General features: G+C 63.7%; 19 protein-coding genes and 1 tRNA gene. 12 read left to right on the top strand and 8 right to left on the bottom strand.

The annotated features are described in order from the left end of the window. Positions 1 to 70 precede the first annotated feature (70 nt). The 5 genes from CDV44_RS16000 to CDV44_RS15980 all read right to left on the bottom strand — a co-directional run bounded on the left by CDV44_RS16000 (position 71) and on the right by CDV44_RS15980 (position 2661). Positions 71 to 146, bottom strand: a tRNA-Lys gene (locus tag CDV44_RS16000). A gap of 72 nt (positions 147 to 218) precedes the next feature. Continuing rightward, positions 219 to 404, bottom strand: coding sequence for a hypothetical protein (locus CDV44_RS15995; RefSeq protein ID WP_058379189.1), 186 nt, complete (start codon positions 402 to 404; stop codon positions 219 to 221). A 174-nt stretch (positions 405 to 578) separates the two neighbouring features. Then, positions 579 to 818, bottom strand: a complete 240-nt coding sequence (locus CDV44_RS15990; protein WP_058379188.1) for a hypothetical protein — start codon at positions 816 to 818, stop codon at positions 579 to 581. Between the two features lie 581 nt (positions 819 to 1399). Further along, positions 1400 to 2017 carry a LysE family translocator gene (locus tag CDV44_RS15985; protein ID WP_058379187.1) on the bottom strand — a complete coding sequence of 206 codons (618 nt, stop codon included), beginning with the start codon at positions 2015 to 2017 and terminating at the stop codon, positions 1400 to 1402. 176 nt (positions 2018 to 2193) lie between these two features. Next, positions 2194 to 2661, bottom strand: a complete 468-nt coding sequence (locus tag CDV44_RS15980; RefSeq protein WP_087688909.1) for a rhodanese-like domain-containing protein — start codon at positions 2659 to 2661, stop codon at positions 2194 to 2196. A 478-nt stretch (positions 2662 to 3139) separates the two neighbouring features. On the opposite strand from CDV44_RS15980, the gene glnA reads away from it, so the two are divergent. From glnA to CDV44_RS15945, 7 genes are all read left to right on the top strand, one after another. Beyond that, positions 3140 to 4555: a type I glutamate--ammonia ligase gene (glnA, locus tag CDV44_RS15975; RefSeq protein ID WP_058379185.1), complete on the top strand. Its 1416-nt coding sequence runs from the start codon at positions 3140 to 3142 to the stop codon at positions 4553 to 4555. 224 nt (positions 4556 to 4779) lie between these two features. Next, the gene (gene glnL / locus CDV44_RS15970) at positions 4780 to 5910 is read left to right on the top strand and encodes a nitrogen regulation protein NR(II) (RefSeq protein ID WP_087688908.1); all 1131 of its coding nucleotides are present in this window, start codon (positions 4780 to 4782) and stop codon (positions 5908 to 5910) included. 61 nt (positions 5911 to 5971) lie between these two features. Further along, positions 5972 to 7558 carry a nitrogen regulation protein NR(I) gene (gene ntrC / locus CDV44_RS15965; RefSeq protein ID WP_087688907.1) on the top strand — a complete coding sequence of 529 codons (1587 nt, stop codon included), beginning with the start codon at positions 5972 to 5974 and terminating at the stop codon, positions 7556 to 7558. Between the two features lie 60 nt (positions 7559 to 7618). Beyond that, positions 7619 to 8500, top strand: coding sequence for a dTDP-4-dehydrorhamnose reductase (gene rfbD / locus CDV44_RS15960; protein ID WP_087688906.1), 882 nt, complete (start codon positions 7619 to 7621; stop codon positions 8498 to 8500). A gap of 295 nt (positions 8501 to 8795) precedes the next feature. Then, the gene (locus CDV44_RS15955; protein ID WP_170936010.1) at positions 8796 to 10418 is read left to right on the top strand and encodes a pentapeptide repeat-containing protein; all 1623 of its coding nucleotides are present in this window, start codon (positions 8796 to 8798) and stop codon (positions 10416 to 10418) included. Continuing rightward, entirely contained in the window at positions 10364 to 11785 is a 1422-nt protein-coding gene (locus tag CDV44_RS15950; RefSeq protein WP_170936009.1) for a hypothetical protein, read from the top strand. Before CDV44_RS15955 ends, CDV44_RS15950 begins: the two co-directional genes overlap by 55 nt. 236 nt (positions 11786 to 12021) lie before the next feature. Then, a complete protein-coding gene (locus CDV44_RS15945; protein WP_140413265.1) occupies positions 12022 to 13014 on the top strand; it encodes a flagellar brake protein in 993 nt (330 codons plus the stop codon). A gap of 154 nt (positions 13015 to 13168) precedes the next feature. On the opposite strand, the gene xth is transcribed toward CDV44_RS15945, so the two are convergent. Together xth and CDV44_RS15935 are read right to left on the bottom strand one after the other, a co-directional pair. Then, positions 13169 to 13948, bottom strand: a complete 780-nt coding sequence (gene xth / locus CDV44_RS15940) for an exodeoxyribonuclease III (protein WP_087688902.1) — start codon at positions 13946 to 13948, stop codon at positions 13169 to 13171. Between the two features lie 47 nt (positions 13949 to 13995). Then, positions 13996 to 14754 carry a riboflavin synthase subunit alpha gene (locus CDV44_RS15935; protein WP_087688901.1) on the bottom strand — a complete coding sequence of 253 codons (759 nt, stop codon included), beginning with the start codon at positions 14752 to 14754 and terminating at the stop codon, positions 13996 to 13998. Between the two features lie 107 nt (positions 14755 to 14861). Between CDV44_RS15935 and CDV44_RS15930 the strand changes: the two genes are divergently transcribed. Continuing rightward, positions 14862 to 15116 (top strand): hypothetical protein, encoded by a 255-nt coding sequence (locus CDV44_RS15930; protein WP_087688900.1) that lies wholly within the window; start codon positions 14862 to 14864, stop codon positions 15114 to 15116. Positions 15117 to 15171: 55 nt separating this feature from the next. Beyond that, positions 15172 to 15414: a hypothetical protein gene (locus CDV44_RS15925; RefSeq protein ID WP_087688899.1), complete on the top strand. Its 243-nt coding sequence runs from the start codon at positions 15172 to 15174 to the stop codon at positions 15412 to 15414. Positions 15415 to 15423: 9 nt separating this feature from the next. Here the strand turns inward: CDV44_RS15925 and CDV44_RS15920 are convergent, their stop codons facing one another. Continuing rightward, positions 15424 to 16506, bottom strand: a complete 1083-nt coding sequence (locus CDV44_RS15920; protein ID WP_087688898.1) for a calcium:proton antiporter — start codon at positions 16504 to 16506, stop codon at positions 15424 to 15426. A 400-nt stretch (positions 16507 to 16906) separates the two neighbouring features. Here CDV44_RS15920 and CDV44_RS15915 point away from each other — a divergent pair, with 400 nt between their 5' ends. From CDV44_RS15915 to CDV44_RS15905, 3 genes are read left to right on the top strand one after another with little or no spacing between them, the layout of a single operon-like run. Then, positions 16907 to 17692, top strand: coding sequence for a FadR/GntR family transcriptional regulator (locus tag CDV44_RS15915; RefSeq protein WP_087688897.1), 786 nt, complete (start codon positions 16907 to 16909; stop codon positions 17690 to 17692). Continuing rightward, positions 17670 to 18425, top strand: coding sequence for an SDR family oxidoreductase (locus tag CDV44_RS15910; protein WP_087688896.1), 756 nt, complete (start codon positions 17670 to 17672; stop codon positions 18423 to 18425). Before CDV44_RS15915 ends, CDV44_RS15910 begins: the two co-directional genes overlap by 23 nt. Before the next feature lie 36 nt (positions 18426 to 18461). Next, entirely contained in the window at positions 18462 to 19322 is an 861-nt protein-coding gene (locus CDV44_RS15905; RefSeq protein WP_087688895.1) for a fumarylacetoacetate hydrolase family protein, read from the top strand. Positions 19323 to 19332 lie beyond the last annotated feature (10 nt).

Here is a 19332-nt window from a genome sequence, read left to right as displayed (position 1 = left end):
CTAACGCCCCGGTGCAACCGGGAATAAAAAAAGGCTGCACGGCAAAGCAGCCTTTCTTCAAAAATTCGTTTGGTGGGGCGTGAGTGACTCGAACACTCGACCTACGGATTAAGAGTCCGCTGCTCTACCAACTGAGCTAACGCCCCAACGAGACCGAGATATTATCGGCTCTTCCGCATGGGGTCAACCCTTAATGATGAAATTCCGCAAAAAAGGTCTCACGCGAGCAGCGGGACGAGTTCGAATGCCAGCACGGCAAGCACTGCCCCCACCACGACCAGCAGCGAACGCCAACACATTCGCACGGCTCCCTTGCACGGCATCGCGCCGACGACAATCGCTCCGAACACTGCAATCGCAAACATCACGACGAGTTGCGCATTGGAAAGGTGGGGCATGACCATGGTCCATCTCCCGGTCGATATCACGCGGCGTAAGACGCGATTCGAGTATAGAAAATGGCTCGCCCCAAGCAAAGCGGCGCGGCAACCGGGATTTCCCCAGTGGCCGCGCCGCATGCGATGCGTTTGGACTTGCGCCACCGCGTGCTTATCAGCACGTTGTCGCGCGAGTGAGCATTAGTCCGGCAGGTCGAGAATCAGGACGATCGTCCATGCGTCTTCGCCTTCGTGGTGATACTGGCGCTCCACCACAACGAACGGCTGCTTTTTGTCGCCCTGACCGAGAAACAGCACGTCGCCTTCGGCTGGCATGCATTCGATCGGCGGCAGCGCGATGGGCGTGTCCTTCTTGATGATCCGCTCGGCCTTTTTCGCTGCGCGTTCGGTCCACTCGATATCGAATTCGATTTGACTCACCGGATGATCCTGTCTATGCAAATTGAAACGGCAGCATGGTAGCACGCAGTGCACGTGCCGCTACGAAAAAAGCCCGCTCCCTGGGCGAGGGGCGGGCAGAAAGTCCCATGCGTGCCACGCAATAGCGCAGGACGCACGGCGACAGGAGATGCGCCCGAAGGCATCGTCGGCGCCTGCCCCGGCCAGAGGGGAAGAGGACTGGCCGGATGTGCTTGACGATGCCCCGGAAAGACGCGGGCGCGCGCCTGTCAACGGACCCTACGGCACCGATACCGGGGTGATATCGATGTGACGTAAAGAGGTGACGCAGCGCAAGCCGGAGATGCCGTCCGACTTGCGTGCGTCGTGTTGCGTTGTCGCGATACAGCTGAGGGGGCGACAACGCAACGAGGGCCGGAGGTCGTACGCCTGCGGACTTTCGCAGGCGGCCGACGCATGTGAGTGACGAAGGGGAAGTGCGCATTGCCCTGCGCTAACTGCACCACCCACGCCACGAGTGTAGAGGCCGGGCGACGGGGGAGAAACCGCAATTGAGCAAATGAACCCCTCCGCTTGACGCAACAATGCGGAAGACGTTCTGGTTATCGCGTCGCGATGGCGACCGCTGCGCCAGCCATCACCGTGCCGGTGGCCCGGTTCAGCCGACGCACGGCACGGGCGGAACTGAGCAGGCGGCGCGCACGCGCGGCCAGCAGGATGTAACTGCCGAACACGATCGTGAGCACCGAGAGCGTCACGCCCACGACTTCGAAATAGCCGAGTGCGGTGATGCGTTGCAGGTCGAGCAAGTTGGGCAGCAGCGCGAAATAAAACACGACGACTTTCGGATTGCCCAGCGTGACCGACAAGCCGCCGAGGAACAGCCGCCACGACTTCTCGCGCGGGGCGTTGGTCATCGGCTCGGCCGGCGCCACGGCGGGGGCGTGCCACATCTTCCACGCGAGATAGAGCAGATAGGCAGCGCCCGCGTACTTGATCGCCAGAAACACGCCCGAGAACGTATGGGCCAACGCCGCCACACCAAGCACCGCCAGCGTGAGCCACACGACGTCGCCGATTGCGACACCTGCCGAGAACGCTACGGCACCTTGCATGCCGCGTCCGAGCACGCGCGCCACGATGGCAGCGATGCCGGGGCCGGGCGTTCCCGCGCCCACGAACAGCGCGAGGGCGAAAGTCAGCAGATGGGTCCAGTCCATGGGGGATGTCTCCTTGCGGCGATGCGTCGTTGTTGTGCTTGCGTTGTTCGATCGGTTGTTCGGGTTACGTACCCGCGTAACCCGATGGCTTCATTTGAGCGGGAACGCTCCGAATTGGTGAATCGGTGAATCGGTGAATCAATGATTCGGTGCTTTGATGACTTGGTGCAGTGATCTTACGCGCCGAGCCACGGCAGCCCGCGGAAGCACCAGCCGCTCACATGTTTGCGATGACCTGCGCTGTCCTTGTCCCCTTCAAAGCCTTCGAGGATGTCGAACGATTGCGCGTAACCGGCTTCATAGGCCACTTTTGCGGCCGCCTTCGAGCGCGCGGCGCTGCGGCACAGGAATAGCAGCGGCGTGTCCTTGCTGGCGGCCTGCGACGCCAGTTGCTCCAGAAACTGCTCGTTGGGCACACCGCCGGGGTAGCGCACCCATTCCACATTGACGTATTGGCCGTCGGGCACCTGCGGGCGGCCCACCCAATCGAGCTCCGCGCGCGTGCGCACGTCGATCAGACGCACCGCCGGATCGGCTTGCAGCAGCGCCAGCGCTTCTTCCGGGGTCACGGCGCCAGAGTAGGCAAGTTGGCCGGCGGCGCGGCGTTGGGCGGCTTGTTCGAGAATGGCTTTCGCGCTTGTCATATTGCTGTGATCTCGTTGGTCGAAGGTTGACTCTCATTCTAGCGTGCACTTTACGTCACATACATAGCCGATCGTGCGCGCTTCAGAGGATGACCACGTGTACAGACGGTGCATTCGGATGCACAATTTCGGGTCGGTGCAAATCGGCGAGTGGCACCTAAAAGGTGCATAATTCGCCAATGCACCAACATGGGGTTATTTTGGTGCGGCCTGCACCAAAACGGCACCAAGAGGGAGAATCGCCGCCCGGGAACGGGAATTCTTCCGCCGGCAATCGCTCAATTCATTATTTCCTTAGAAATCAGAGGGAGATAGGGCGAAACCCGGACGGAAACCGCCATGCGGCGAGCGCAGTATCAGTGGCTGGCACGCTTCGTGCTAATCACTGGTGAATCCGAACACGGAGTTCGTTAAGAGGGTGCGGCGACGCTGGTGACTAGCGCCGGCAGCGCCAGTATTGAATCTTTCGGGAGATAGCATGAGCAAATCAGTGGCAGATGTGTTGAACCTGGTGAAGGAAGAAGATGTCAAGTTCGTCGACTTCCGCTTTACCGACACGCGCGGCAAAGAACAACACGTCTCGGTGCCGGTGTCGCACTTCGACGCCGACAAGTTCGAGAGCGGTCACGCTTTCGACGGTTCGTCGATCGCCGGCTGGAAGGGCATCGAAGCCTCGGACATGCTGCTGGTGCCGGACGCCAACACCGCCTACATCGATCCGTTCTATGAAGAAAGCACGCTGGTGCTGACTTGCGACGTGGTTGAGCCGGCTGACGGCAAGGGCTACGACCGCGACCCGCGCTCGATCGCCAAGCGCGCCGAAGCGTACCTGAAGAGCACGGGCCTGGGCGACACCGCCTTCTTCGGTCCGGAGCCGGAATTCTTCATTTTCGACTCGGTCCAGTGGGGCACCGACATGTCGGGCACGTTCGTGCGCATCGGCTCGGAAGAAGCACCGTGGTCGTCGTCGAAGGACTTCGAAGGCGGCAACACCGGCCACCGTCCGGGCACGAAGGGCGGCTACTTCCCGGTCGCACCGGTCGACACGTTCCAAGATATGCGCTCGGAAATGTGCCTGTTGCTCGAACAACTGGGCGTGCCGGTTGAAGTGCACCACCACGAAGTCGCCGGTCAAGGCCAGAACGAAATCGGCACCCGTTTCTCGACGCTGGTGCAACGCGCCGACTGGACGCAAATCCTGAAGTACGTGGTGCAGAACGTTGCCCACAGCTACGGCAAGACGGCCACGTTCATGCCGAAGCCGATCGTTGGCGACAACGGTTCGGGCATGCACATCCACCAGTCGATCTGGAAGGATGGTCAGAACCTGTTCGCCGGTAACGGCTACGGCGGTCTGTCGGAATTCGCGCTGTACTACATCGGCGGCATCATCAAGCACGCCCGTGCCCTGAACGCGATCACGAACCCGTCGACCAACTCGTACAAGCGTCTGGTCCCGCACTTCGAAGCCCCGGTCAAGCTGGCCTACTCGGCCCGTAACCGTTCGGCATCGATCCGCATTCCGTACGTTGCCAACCCGAAGGGCCGCCGCATCGAAGCGCGCTTCCCGGACCCGATGGCCAACCCGTACCTGGCCTTCTCGGCCATGCTGATGGCCGGTCTGGATGGCGTGCAGAACAAGATCCACCCGGGCGAAGCTGCTGACAAGAACCTGTACGACCTGCCGCCGGAAGAGGATGCAAAGATCCCGACCGTGTGCTCGAGCCTCGAACAGGCGCTGGAGTACCTGAACGAAGACCGCGAGTTCCTGACCCGTGGCGGCGTGTTCACGGACGGCATGCTGGATTCGTACATCGCACTCAAGAGCGACGAAGCCCGTCGTATCGCGATGACCACGCACCCGCTCGAGTTCGAGATGTACTACTCGCTGTAATCGAAGCGCTGCGCAGGGAATGCGCCGGCATGACGGAACGCCAGCGGCCGACCGTCATGCTTGCAAGCCAGAGGGGGATGGCCGCGGCCGTCCCCCTTTTTTATCCCTGCGTGCCGTGACCGGCACTGCCAGTCACCAGGTTATCCACCATGAATTTATCGCCTCGATCCTTGATGAAAAGTGTACGAGCCGGTGCCCGGCCGAAGGGCGAGACGCAGGCGGCAATGGTGTCTGCCGATGTGGCAGCCGAGCCGTTGCTTGCGCAGAGTGACGATCCGTCGGCTGTGAAGCTCGCGGCGACCGGCATTTTGCCGGGCCTCGAAGCGTTGCCGACTGTGCTGCTGGTGCTCGAAAAGCACACGCTGCGCGTGGTGTTCGCGAACCCGGCGGCCGAAGCGTTGCTGGCGCTCTCGCGCCGCTCGCTGTCGCAGATGACGTGGAGCGACGTGTTCACCAACGGCGACGTGCTGGCGTCGACCATGGTCGAGCTGATCGCCAATCACTTTCAGACCACGCGCCTCGATTTGGTGCTTGAACGCACCGCGCAGGAGCCTTTGCACACGCACGCGATCGTGGCCGCCCCCGAGGCGGCGCCCGATTTCGTGATCGTCGAGCTGATCGAGAACGAACAGAAGATCAAGAACGAGCGCGAAGAACGCATCATCGATCAGGCGTTGATGAACAAGCAGCTCATCCGCAATCTGGCGCACGAGATCAAGAATCCGCTCGGTGGCATTCGCGGGGCGGCGCAGTTGCTGGAGTTCGAGCTGGATCAGCGTGAATTGCGTGAGTACACGCAGGTCATCATCAAGGAGTCCGACCGGCTGCAAACGCTGGTCGACCGGCTGCTCGAGCCGCATCGCCATCCGTACATCGCCACCGACGTGAACATCCACGAAGTGTGCGAGCGCGTGCGCTCGGTGGTGCTGGCCGAATTCCCGCAGGGGCTGTCGATCGAGCGCGATTACGACGTGAGCCTGCCGGACTTTCGCGGCGACAAGGAGCAGCTGATTCAGGCGCTTCTGAACATTGTGCGCAACGGGGCCGAGGCGTTGCGCGAGCAGATTGCACGTGGCGACGCACGCATCGTTTTACGCACGCGCGTGGCAAGAAAGATCACGATTGCCAAACGTTTGCACAAGCTGGCATTGGAATTGCATGTCATCGACAACGGGCCTGGTATTCCCGCTGACATTCGTGACCGCATCTTCTATCCGCTCGTCTCCGGGCGCGAAGGGGGAAGCGGTCTGGGACTCACACTGGCGCAGTCTTTCGTACAGCGTCACGACGGTCTGATCGAATGCGAAAGCCGGCCCGGACGGACGGATTTCCGAATCCTGCTGCCCCTGGGCTGATGCGGCCCTCACGCCGTCGGCCGTACACCTGCGGCCGGGCATAGACGTTACACGGTGAACAATGAAGCCGATCTGGATAGTAGACGACGACCAATCGATTCGATGGGTGCTTGAGAAGGCGCTGACACGCGCCAACTTGCCGGTGCGCAGCTTTACAGGCCCGCGCGAAGCCAGTGCTGCCCTCGAACACGACTCGCCGCAAGTGCTGGTCTCGGACATCCGCATGGCGGGCGGTTCCGGGCTCGAGCTTTTGCAAATGGCGAAACAACGCCACCCCGGCCTGCCGGTCATCATCATGACGGCGTTCTCGGATCTCGACAGCGCGGTTGCCGCGTTTCAGGGCGGGGCGTTCGAATACCTCGCCAAGCCGTTCGACGTGGATCGTGCGGTCGAACTGATTCTGCGGGCCGTGGAAGAAAGCCTGCGCGAAGCGACCGACGACGAGCGCATCACCGAAGAGCCCGAGATTCTTGGGCAGGCGAGCGCGATGCAGGACGTGTTCCGCGCCATCGGCCGCTTGTCGCATTCGAGCGCGACGGTGCTCATCACGGGCGAATCGGGCTCGGGCAAGGAACTCGTTGCCCGCGCGTTGCACCGGCATTCGCCACGCGCTGCGGGGCCATTCATCGCGCTCAATACGGCAGCGATTCCGAAAGATCTTCTGGAATCCGAGCTGTTCGGTCACGAGCGTGGCGCGTTCACCGGCGCACAAGCCACCCGGCGCGGGCGCTTCGAACAGGCCGAGAACGGCACGCTGTTTCTCGACGAAATCGGCGACATGCCGCTCGATCTGCAAACGCGCCTGCTGCGTGTGCTCTCGGACGGCAACTATTACCGCGTGGGCGGGCACAGCCCGATCAAGGCCAACGTGCGCGTGATCGCGGCGACTCACCAGAATCTGGAAGATCGTGTGCGGCAGGGCCTGTTCCGCGAGGATCTGTACCACCGCCTCAACGTCATTCGCTTGCGTCTGCCGTCACTGCGTGAGCGCAACGAAGACATTCCGCTGCTGGTGCGTCACTTCCTGCAAAAGAGTGCGCGCGATCTCGGCGTCGAGACCAAGCGCATCAGCGAGGGCGCGCTCAATCACCTGACGCGCTTCCCGTTCCCGGGCAACGTGCGCCAGTTGGAGAACCTGAGCAACTGGCTCACGGTGATGGCGCCGGCACAGACCGTCGAAATCAAGGATCTGCCGCCGGAATTCCAGACGTTGGCACCAACATCCATCACGGGCTCGGGTGCGCCCGCGCCGGCCTATGCGGCAGCGGTGGCGGCGCCTGCAAACGCTGCGGTCAGCACGCCGGTCGGTGGCGTGGCGGGTGCAGCGGGTGCGGGCTACGCAGGCGCAAACGGCATGTCCGGTGGTGCGGGTGCCGCTGTCGCGCAGAACGGCGCGAATGGTGCGCCTGCAACGGGCGACGCGACCGGAGCGGATAGCTGGGAACCGATTCTGCGTCGCGAGGTAGCGAGGTTGCTGCGCTCGGCGTCGCCGGATGTCATGGACCAGTTGACGCGCCGCTTCGAGACCGCTCTGATCAACGAGGCGCTCGACTTCACGCGAGGTCGGAAGGTCGAGGCGGCAAGCCGTCTGGGCATCGGCCGCAACACCATTACCCGGAAAATTCAGGAGTTGGGGCTGGAAACCTGAAGGTAATCGCGGTAGGCTCCCCTGTTTCACCGATCTGATCCGAGACAAGGGAGTCGTACCATGACGAGACGTATCCTGCTGACAGGCGCCACCGGACAAGTGGGCTGGGAATTGGCGCGTTGCCTGCAAGGCATGGGCGATGTCTACGCACCTGCGCGTAGCGAGATGGACCTGCTCGACACTGACAGTGTCGTGCGTACTATTCGCGACTTCGCCCCCGACATGATCGTCAATCCGGCCGCCTATACGGCCGTCGATCGGGCCGAAACGGAAGAGGCGGCGGCGTATCAGGTCAATGCCGTGGTGCCCGGCGTCATGGCCGAGCAGGCCAAGCGCCTCGGCGCACTCGTCGTTCACTATTCCACCGACTACGTTTTCGATGGCACGTCCAGCGTGCCGTATCGCGAAGAAGAACCCACCAATCCGCAGAACGCCTATGGCCGCACCAAGCTGGCTGGCGAAGCCGCCATTGCGGCGAGCGGTGCGAATCACCTCGTACTGCGGACGAGCTGGGTGTATGGCAACCGTGGGGCCAACTTTCTGCTGACCGTGCAACGGCTGGCGCGCGAACGCGATGAACTGCGTATCGTGGCCGATCAGCACGGTGCCCCGACCTGGTGTCGCACGATTGCAGAACTGACGGCACAGACGCTGGCGCAAGGGACCAACGAGCAGGGCTTCGATGCCGACTTCTGGCGTGAGCGCAGCGGCGTCTATCACCTGACGGCGGCGGGCCAGACAACGTGGCACGGTTTCACCGAGGCCATTCTCGATCTGAGCGCTGCGGAAAAGCGTCCGAATGTTGTGCCGATTCCCACTTCTGCGTATCCGCTGCCGGCCAAGCGCCCGGCGTATTCGGTACTCGACAATGACAAGCTCGCCCGCACGTTTGGCGTACGCGCGCCCGATTGGCGCGACGCGCTGACACTCTGCCTCGGCTGATGCTGAAGCGCGGGTAGCGCGCCCGACGTCGATGGTACGGGCAGCACCGGACAGCCCTGCGTAATACCGGGCGGCACAACGGGTTTCGACTCGGTGCCGCCCGATTTTTTTGTGGCGTTCGCGGCGGCAGTTCGCGTTTCTTGTGGATGGTGTCGGACGCCGTCACGCGAAGGACGCCCCTCACGTGTCGGTGTACTAATTCGGAATTTACCCAACGCGCTGGTCCGGTTTCCTTCGGCACCATGGTCGCTTTTTGTTCGCGTCACGCATGAGCGTGCGCGACGAGGAGCCACACATGGTCCTGTTCTCAAACGCATCCGCCCCCACACAGCGTTACCCGAGTGTCCGCCCGTCCGAGCGCATGTCGGCAGAGGACGCGCTGTCCTATCACGATCTTGAGCAACTTAGTGCGGCACCGCCCGAGGCGCTGCGTAGGTTGATTCTGTGTGCCGGGAAAGACGAACGTCGCGCGATCGGGCAGCAAGTGGCGTGGCTGGTGCATGTCCTTGAACAAGATGCCGGGACGTTGACGCGGCACGCTGTCTCGGATCGCTCGGATCGACACACCGAACCCGGCTCGACGTGCGGGGCATCGTCGAGTGCACTGCCCTTTGACGAGCGGGCGCTGACGCGGGCATGGCGCTTGCGGTTCGCGCATCTTGCACCGGACGGTAACGTTGCCGGGGCGCTGCGTGCACTGGTCCAGTGGTGTCGCGAGGCTCAGGTTCAGACGCCGCCATCGGTGACTCACGCCACCGCAGCGGCGGCGGCAACCCGGCCAACGCAGTGGCACTGGGTGGCCTTGGCAGACACCGACGGATTCGACGTGTCGCATTGCCGTCACTCGCCGGTGCGCGAGTGGCCGGCCGGGGTGCTGGGCGTTGCGCTGACGCTGACCGACCTGCGCAATGCCGACTTGCCCGACCTCTCGGTGCCGATGGCCGACTTGCGTGGCGTGCAGGCCTCCGGGGCCCGGCTGAGTCACGGCTGCTTCGACGGCGTGCAGTGGGGCGGTGCATCGCTCAACGGGGCAAAGCTCGACGGCACGCGCAATGTAGGGGCCGATTTCGAGGGCGCCGATTTGCGCAATGCCACCTTCCGGGCAGCAGACCTGAGCAGCGGGCGGTTGTCGAAAGTCCGCGCGCAAGGCGCCGATTTCCGCTTCGCGGCGATGGCGGGGGCGGACTTCAGCGATGCCGATTGCGATGCGGTGGTGTTTGCACACAACCGTCTCGACGATGCGTCATTGCAGCGCACCCGGCTGCGGCGCGCGAGTTTCTTCGACTGCGGTGCCACCGGCATGCGCTTGACAGGCGCGAGCGCAGCGAAGTCTCAATGGGGCGAAGTGACGATGGCGGGAGGCTGCGTGGCGGGGGCAGATTTGCGTCGCGCAGTGTTCCGGCACTGCGAACTCACCGGCTTGAATGCGCGGGAAGCGAAACTCGATGGCGTGTCGTTCTTCGCTTGTGATTTGCGAGAGGCGCATTTCGGCGGGGCACGTCTGAACGATCTTCGCATCGGCCCCGGTTGTCAGTTGGGCGGCACGCAGTGGCAAGGGGCGCAGATACGGCTCGACGCTGACTGGTTGCGTGCGCGCTCGACAAGCGAGCTGGGTGAGGTCGTGCAATCGTGGATGACGCTGCCATTCGACCAGCCGGCCTTGCGCGCCGATGTCTTCGGGCAGGTACTGCGTGCGCTGGCCGGCCGCTCGGGCGCGATACCGTCGTGGCTCGGCGAGGCTTCACCGTCATTACCTGCGTTGGCGCGCCTGCGCATCGATGTACAACAAAGTGAATGGTTGGGGCGGCTGCTGGCTGCCGAGCCCGCGCTTGGGGGGTGGGCAAGCTCGATGGTTTTGCACACTTGCGAGCGCAATGGCTCACGCGGGCTATCGGTGACCTGTCGGCGACACCGCTGACCCGGGTGCAGGCGGCATGGGTGTTGCCGGCAGTGCTTCAGGCGCTGCTTGAGCATTGTCTGACGCATTCGCCTGACGCTGTCTGGCCGCTCGCCGGTGCAGTTTGCCAGACGCTGTACTGGGCTGAGGCCGGTGTTGCGGGGATCGCCGATGCGCACGCGCAAGCGTTGCGTAAGGCTTGGCACGATGCGCTGCCGGCGCATCTGCATAGCGCGTTGTCCGTCGATGGCACGGATGCGTTCGGCCCCAAGACTTACGTGCTAACCAGTGCCGATGGCCGCGTGGGAATGCGTGTGCCGAAGCACTTGCTGGCGGTTGGGCTCGAGGGCGATGCCCGTGATGGCGAACCGTCGGTGCCGACGGCGTCGAATGCCACGGACGCGATAGCATCTGAACCTGCGGCGCGGCGCCCTTCGACTGGCTGGCATTGGCTCGGCGTTCGCGTGGCGACATGCGAGCACGGGGCGGACGGCATGACAGACATGGGCAGTGTGGACGGCCCTTATGCCCCGGGCGATATGTCGCAGCTTCACACGCTGATTCGCGACTTTGGTTGTCTTCGCGGCATCTGGCCGACGGAGCGTAAGTTAGAGGCCTTCGTCCGCTTGCTCGGCCGGTGGCTTGGGGACGCGGGCGGCGATGCCGCGAATGCTGTTCTCCATAGTGACACCGTGCCGGGAGACCCGCTGCCGTTGGTGGCGATGTTGACGTCGGATCGCGTCGATGCGCTGGTCGGGACCGCCGCACAGCCGGACAGTGAGCGGCTGCGGCGCCTCGCGCATCTCGATATCGACGATGTATTCCGGACGGTGGTGTTGACGGCTCAGGAGACCGAGGTGGCCTGCACCGCCTCCCGGCAGGCCGTGCAGGCGACGCAGCGCACGCGATTGCTGGCGATCGCAGCGGGGCTGACGTGGCTGGCAGTGCAGCCTGAATATCGGGCGGTACGAGGCCACAGCGCAGGCACGCACGAGTGCCCCGAAAGCATGGGTATGGCGACGCTGCCTGAACAGGCGCCTGCCTTGCTCCCGCCCGACTTGCTCAAACATTACGCGGTGGCGGCGTTCAACGACGCTATGAGCAACGAGCGGGCATGGCGCGAACTGCCACAGAGCCGGATCTTGCGCACCTATCTGGCTGACCCTGCCTGCGATGCTGAAACCTTGGCGGGGGCATTGGCCGGCTGGCTGGCAAGCCCCACGATACAAGGCACTGCGGGGCTCACCGGGTTTCTTGCGCAGACGCTGCCGTGGTTCTGGGTGGCCCGGCTACCGCTCACACCGGCCGACGCGTCGGCCTTGTCGGGCGTTTCGCCGGCGGCGGACGGGCACGGAATGACGGCAATTTCCCCCGATAATGCGCTGTAAGGATCGGGGCGCTTTCGTGGTACAAAGATGAACGCGCAAGGCGCTGCCCGTCAGGGCGGCGCTTCCGGCCGGCCGGAGGCGCGAAGTTTGTGTAGGTTGGCGACATTTGTGGGGTGTTGGCCACGGATGACGGTGCAAAGAGGGTCGCCCAAGACGTGGCCCCGGGCGCCGGAATGCGGGGAAGGTCAATGCCTTGTTCCCAGGCTCTCAAGGGGTTTGTAACCCTCTCAGGCATCATGCAATCGACTTGTATCGCGTCAGGCTATCCGGGGTTCGTGGCGGTCAATCGCCGCGAGCTTGACGCACATGTTCCACTCTCCTGGCCTTTGTTCGACGCCGACGGTACGCCATTGCTGGCGGCCGGCGAGCGTTTGCCCTCAGAGGCCGATCTCGATTGGCTGTTCACCATGTTCGCGCCGCACCGGCCGCTGCCCGAAGGGGCCAGCACGGGCGAAGCAGCAGGGCGCAGCGAGGCGGCCAATTCGGCATCGCCGCTCGACACGGCCACCGCCAGCGCCTCGACGGTGTATCTGCACGGCTTGCCCGTGCCGTTACCGATCGGCGCCTGGTTGCAGGTGCGCGTGGCACCCGATGCCGAAACCATGCGGGTGCGCGCGCGGTTGATCGGCCGGGCACCGAACGGCATGCTCATCATCACGCCACCGGCGGCAGGCGACACGCGGCTGCCCGTGGTGGCCGGCGACAAGCTTGCCCTCTGGACGTTTCCCGGCGACAACCTTTACGAATTCACGTGCGACGTGCACAGCGTGCACCACGGGCCGTTCGATTACGTGGTGCTCTCGCGTCCGTCGCAGGTCCGTGAGACGCCCGTGCGGCGCACGCCGCGTGTCGATACGCGGCTGGTGGCGCGACTGTCGCCGCTCGACGAAAGCTCGCGTGCGTCGTTCACACGCATGCTGGCCGACCCGGAGGACACCCCGGAGTGGCTGGTGCTCGTGCGCGACATCAGCGCTGACGGGGCGGGCATTGTCGCCAAAACGGCGCTGCCCGACGGATGCACGCACGTGGCCATGCAGTTCCGTGTGCCGATCGGTGCGGACGTCGTGCCGATTCTCGGCATGGCGGCCGTGCGAGGCACGGAAGGGCCGCGTGCCGACGGGACGTGGGTTTATGGGCTGGAGTTCATGCAGATGGATACGCGCAACAAGGCTGCGATTCGCTGCTACGTCTATGAGTCGCGTCTGACCGATCCGCGCGCGAGTCAGTAGATTGAGATCCTTGCGGCGCTCGGGTGAAGCGAGCGTCGGCAGGCCAATAAAAAACGGCACCGTATTTCGGTGCCGTTTTTGTTTGTCGCGCAGGCGGTGGCTGTTCGCGATGCTTCCGCCGATGCTGCCGCGCCCGACATGCTGGCCGTAACGCTCAGTCCTTGAACGTCGCCACCACCGGCGTGTGATCGGACGGCTGCTCCCACGTGCGCGGTTCGCGATCGATTTCGCAGCCGGTACAGCGCTCCGCCATGGCGGCGGTCACGAGGATGTGGTCGATGCGCAGGCCCGCATTGCGGCGAAACGCGCCCATGCGGTAGTCCCACCAGCTGAACGACTTCTCCGGCTGATCGAACATCCGGAAGGTGTCGCGCAGACCGAGCCCTTGCAGGCGCGCGAAGGCCTGACGTTCTTGCGGCGAGACGAGGTTCTGACCTTCCCACTTGGCCGGGTCATGCACGTCGCGGTCTTCCGGGGCGATGTTGTAGTCGCCGAGCAGGGCGAGTTGCGGATGACGCTCGAGCTCGTCAGAGAGCCAATGCGTGAGGGCGTCGAGCCAATTGAGCTTGTACTCGAACTTGTCTGAGCCGACGGCCTGACCGTTCGGGAAGTAGCCGCAGACCACGCGCACGCCACCAACGGTGGCCGCGATCAGGCGGCGTTGTTCGTCGGCAAAATTCGGCAGGTTCATCACGATGTCGGTGGCTTCACCGACTTTGGCGTGATTCACCAGCAGCGCGACGCCGTTATACGTCTTCTGACCGGTGAAGTGCGAGGTGTAGCCGAGCGACGCAATTTCCGCGATCGGAAAATTCTCATCGGTGAGCTTGAGCTCTTGCAGGCAGAGCACGTCGACGGGGTTGCTGCGCAGCCAATCCTGCACATGACCGACACGGACCTTGAGCGAGTTGACGTTCCAGGTGGCGAGTTGCATGAATGTCCTTGGGGGTTGTCGGTGGCTTGAAGCGGCTTGAGGCGAACTTAAGCCTTGGTATCCGGGGCGGGCTTAGTGGTGCGCTGCGCGTTTTGCGCATCCGCAGAGGGCAGTTGCGGCACCGACACGAAGTCGTCCAGCGTCAGCCCTTTCTCCCCCAGCAGCGCTTCGAGCACGGGCTGCAAACGGCCGAGGCTTTCTTGCACTGCCTCGCGCACGGTGTCGACCACGACCTGCGTGCTGCGCTCGATTTCGATATTCACGCGGGTGCCGTCGAGCTTGTCTTCGAACGTGGTCATGCGACGCGTTTCCGGAATCAGCCACACTTCGAACCAGCCTTCCTGCCGGTTGACTTCCGAGACCGTGAGGCTCGCGCCGTTGATCGCGATGTAACCCTTCGCGAACACGTACTTGCGAAACGCTTCCGGAATCGCGATGCGCAGCACACGATTCGTGTCCGAGGTGCGCACGCTCAGAATGTCGGTCGAGAAGTCGATATGGCCCGAAAGCGGATGGCCGCCGATTTCGGCGCCGTCTTTGGCGGCACGCTCGACATTGACTTGCGCGCCCACGCCGAAGCTGCCGAGCGTGGTGACGTTCAGACTTTGCAGAATGACGTCGAACGATGCGGCGGTGGGGGAGAGCAGTTGCGTGACGGTCAGGCACACGCCGTCGACCGAGACGCTGGCGCCCAGCGTGAGGTCTTCGCAAAAGCCCTCGGGAAACGCCAGCGCCAGCGTGCGCATGCCGTCGCGATCTTCGATGGACGACAACGTGGCCGTGCCTTGAACAATTCCGGTGAACATCGTGATGTCGGTAAGAGAGTCGTAGGTTGCTATGCCGCAGTATTCTACTGCCTGACGACGATATGCCGCCCGTCGTGCTACGATGCCGCCTTTTTGCGGGATCGGATATGGGTTTCGAAGGCTGCCTGCTGGCGGGCGATTTTTACTACTGGGCGGAAACCGCGCCCATGCCTGACGGGCAGTTTCAGGGAGTGGTGCACTTTACCGGCTGGCGCGACGTGGACGACGTGATCGAAACGCTCGACCCGCCGCTCGTGCACACGACACCCGATACCTGCCGCTGGGCAGGCGATGCGCTCGAAGCCGCCCATGCATTGGCAAAAACGCTCGTAGAAGACGGCGCGCTCGGCATCGATCCCTGAGCGACCACCGCTACGCTGTACCGGCCTCCGAAGCGGAGGTCACAAGGACATCATCATGACGCTCAAAAAATTCGACCTCGCCAAGCAACAAGGACTGAAGATCAACGCCGGCGTGCGCCGCGGCCCGCCCTCGGGCAATGGCGTGGGCGCGCAAGGCAAGCGCAACCCCGCTGGCAGCAAGCTGCTCGGCTCGCTGCTGGGCAAGGCCCCGGCACCGGCTGAAGCCGACGCAGGCAAGCACGACGCGGGCGGCGATACGGGCGCGGCAACGCCCGCCAAGGGAACGTCGAAGTCCTGATTTAGTCCCTTACGGCACGATCGCGAGGAACAGGAACGCCGCGAACAGCACAAGGTGAACCGCGCCTTGCAGCACCGTAGTGCGTCCCGTGCCAAGCGAGATCACGCTCACCAGCAACGTGACTGCCAGCAGTACCGTCTCTTTGGGTGCCAGACCCAGTTCGATCGGGATGTGGAGGAACAGGGAGACGGCCGCCACCGTAGGAATGGTCAGGCCGATACTGGCGAGTGCCGAGCCGAGTGCCAGATTCAGGCTCGTCTGGAGCTTGTTGGCACGTGCGGCACGCAGCGCGGCCAGCCCTTCCGGCAGCAGCACCAGCGCAGCAATCACAATCCCCACCACCGCTTTCGGCGCCCCTGCTTCGGCCACCGCTTGCTCCACCGCCGGCGACAGCTTCTTCGCCAACGCGACGACGGCGAGCAACGCGATCACCAGCAAGCCAAGACTCAGCACGGCAGTACGGCGCGAGGGCGGCGGCACGTGCACTTCTTCACTGGGCGCCTTCGCGAGAAAATAGTCGCGATGGCTCACCGTCTGCACGAACACGAACACCATGTACAGCACCAGCGCAATCACGCCTTCGAAGGCCAGTTGCGAGGACGTGAGCCCCGGTCCAAGCACTGAGCTGGTGTAGTTCGGTAGCACCAGCGTGAGCACCGAGAGGGCACACAGCACAGCGAGAGCAGCGCTCGCGCCTTCCACGTGGAAGCCTTGCGTGTGATGGCGCACGCCGCCGAACAGCAGGCACAGACCCACAATCCCCGTCGACACGATCATGATGGCCGCGAACACCGTGTCGCGGGCGAGACCGGCTTTGTCCGGGCCACCCGAGAGCATGACCGAGACGATCAGTGCCACTTCGATGATGGTCACGGCCACGGCGAGGACCAGCGTGCCGAACGGCTCGCCGACCTTGTGGGCGACGGTTTCGGCGTGGTGCACGGCGGAGAACACCGCCCCGGCGAGCGCGATGGCACATACCGTGAGCGAGACACCGTAGGGCAGGACACCGGCAACGCCCCACGCGACGAGGGCCACGATCGGCATGTACATGGTCCAGTGACCCAGCTTGGCGGTCTTTGAGGAGGACATCGTCGGAGACTCCAGAATTCGGGGGGATTCGAGGGATAAAGCGGATGCAGCGGATACGGCGGGAGCATTGCCCCGGCAGGAACCCCGGGGCAGCGAATCATGGTCGCAGAAAAGCGACACCCAGACAACAGAAAGGGCGCAATGGCGAGGAGCCATCGGCCAAAACATCATTTGGCTCGAAACGCGCATGGCCAAACGATTTGCAGCCATCCATGCATTTGACTCGGAGTGCGGAATCGGCAAGAAATTCCATAGGATGAAACATTGAGCTCAATGAGTTGACATCCGATCGGTATCAGTCGTATCGTCGTGTTCATTGGTCTTACCACTGAACGACGGGCATTCCGCCATCGCCGCATTTGGCGCGGCCTCGTCCAGTTCACTTCACGATCTGGCTGCCATGTCCTTCGATCCCATCGTGCAGGTCTCCGTCTCGGAGCAAGTCGCCCAGCGGCTGCTCACGATGATTCGTACCGGGCTGCTCAAGCCCGGTCAGCAACTCCCCCCTGAACGCGATCTTGCTGCAATGCTCGGCGTGGGCCGGCCCGCCGTGCGTGAAGCGATTCGCGGATTGGCGTTGCTGGGTCTGCTGCGCATCCGGCAGGGCGAGGGGACGTTTGTCGGCACGCTTCAGACGCGCGAACTGCTCGAACCGCTGGAGATGGTCATCGAGCTGAACGCGGGCACGCTCGAGGCGCTGTTCGATGCCCGTCTGGTCATCGAGCCCGGCGTCGCGGCGCTGGCAGCCAGCCAGATGAGCGATGCCCACCTCGCACGGCTGCATGCGCTTGTCGAGGACGAGCAGTCGCTGCTCGGCAACCCCGAGACCTTCTCGGCGGCCGATATGGCGTTTCACGAGACGATCATCGACGCGTGCGATAACCCTTTTCTGCAAAGCATCGCCAACAGTCTGTATCTGCTTGGCAAGAAGAGCCGGCGCGTCACGTCGCAAGTGGCGGGTGTGCTGGAGCGCAGCTTGCAGGATCACCGCGACATCATTGCCGCCTTGCAGGCGCGCGATCCGGCGCAGGCCGCCGAGGCGATGCGCCGGCATTTGTGCCGCGTACGAGAGGCCTACATCGGCAGCACAGCGCCTTCCGAGCCAACCCGGAACACCGAGCATTCCGAGCATTCCGAACATTCCCAGAATCAAGGAGACAACGATGGCAGGCCGACTGGCGGGTAAGACCGCCTTGATTACCGCCGCAGCACAGGGCATCGGACGCGCCAGCGTCGAAGCGTACTTGCGCGAGGGCGCCCGCGTGATCGCGACCGATCTGAATGCGCAAGGACTGCGCACACTCGACGATCACCCGAACCTCGTGCGTCGCCCGCTCGACGTGACCGATACCGCCGCCGTCGCGGCGCTGGCCGACGAAATCGGCCCGGTCGACGTGCTGTTCAACTGCGCGGGCTTCGTGCACCACGGCTCGATTCTCGAGTGCGACGACGCGGCATGGGACTTCTCGTTCGACCTGAACGTGAAGAGCATGTACCGCACCACGCGGGCCTTTCTGCCGGCCATGCTGGCTGCCGGGCGCGGTTCGATCATCAACATGTCGTCGGCGGCGTCGAGTGTGAAGGGCGTCGCCAATCGCTGTGCCTATGGCGCGACCAAGGCGGCGGTGATCGGGCTGACGAAGTCCATCGCGGCCGACTATGTGGCGCGCGGCATTCGCTGCAATGCCATTTGTCCCGGCACCGTCGAGTCGCCGTCGCTGCGTCAGCGCATTGCGACGCAGGCCGATGCGGCGGGCACGGACGAAGCGGCGGTGCGCGCGCAGTTTGTGGCGCGTCAGCCGATGGGACGCGTTGGCTCGCCTGACGAAATTGCGGCGCTTGCCGTGTATCTGGGTTCCGACGATGCGGCCTTCACGACCGGGGCCATTCACGTGATCGACGGCGGCTGGTCGAACTGATCCACCGCTACCACTGCTCCAATTGGGAGAACTGCTTTGAAATTGCTGCGTTACGGCCCCAAGGGCCAGGAAAAGCCGGGCCTGCTCGATGCTGCCGGCAAAGTGCGCGATCTGTCGAACGTGCTCACCGATATCACCGCCGAAACGCTGAGCCCGGAAGGGCTGGCGGCGCTGCGTGCGCTCGACGTCGATGCGCTGCCGATCGTGGCCGCGCCGGGGCGTCTGGGGGTGCCGTTCACCGGACTCGGCAAGTTTCTTGCCGTGGGCCTCAACTACAGCGACCACGCGGCCGAAGCGGGGTTGGCTGCGCCGCCCGAGCCGGTGCTCTTCACCAAGTGGGACAACTGCCTGAACGGGCCGAACGACCCCGTGGTGCTGCCGAAAGACTCGGTCAAGGGCGACTGGGAAGTCGAACTCGGCTTTGTGATCGGCACGACGGCGCGCTACGTGCCGCTTGAGAAGGCGCTGGACTATGTGGCGGGCTACTGCATCGTGAACGACGTCTCCGAGCGCGAGTACCAGATCGAGCGCGGCGGTACGTGGGACAAGGGCAAGGGCTTCGATACCTTCGGCCCGGTCGGTCCGTGGCTGGTGACGACTGACGAGATCCGCGACCCGCAGCAACTCGGCATGTGGCTCGACGTGAACGGTGTGCGCCGTCAGACCGGCCACACGTCGACGATGATTTTCAACGTCGCGTTTCTCGTGCACTACATGAGCCAGTTTGCGACGCTCAAGCCGGGTGATCTGATCACCACCGGTACGCCGCCGGGCGTAGGCATGGGGCAGAAGCCGCCGGTGTACCTGAAAGCGGGCGACGTGATGCGTCTGGGGATCGAAGGGCTGGGCGAGCAGGAGCAGCACGTCCACGCTTACGACACGCGCTGGCTTGACTGACGATCTGAGG

The organism is Pandoraea sp. PE-S2R-1 (assembly GCF_002179865.1).
GTDB lineage: Bacteria > Pseudomonadota > Gammaproteobacteria > Burkholderiales > Burkholderiaceae > Pandoraea.
The sequence above is the reverse complement of the archived record's forward strand: the minus strand, read 5'-3'. Positions and strand labels throughout refer to the sequence as shown.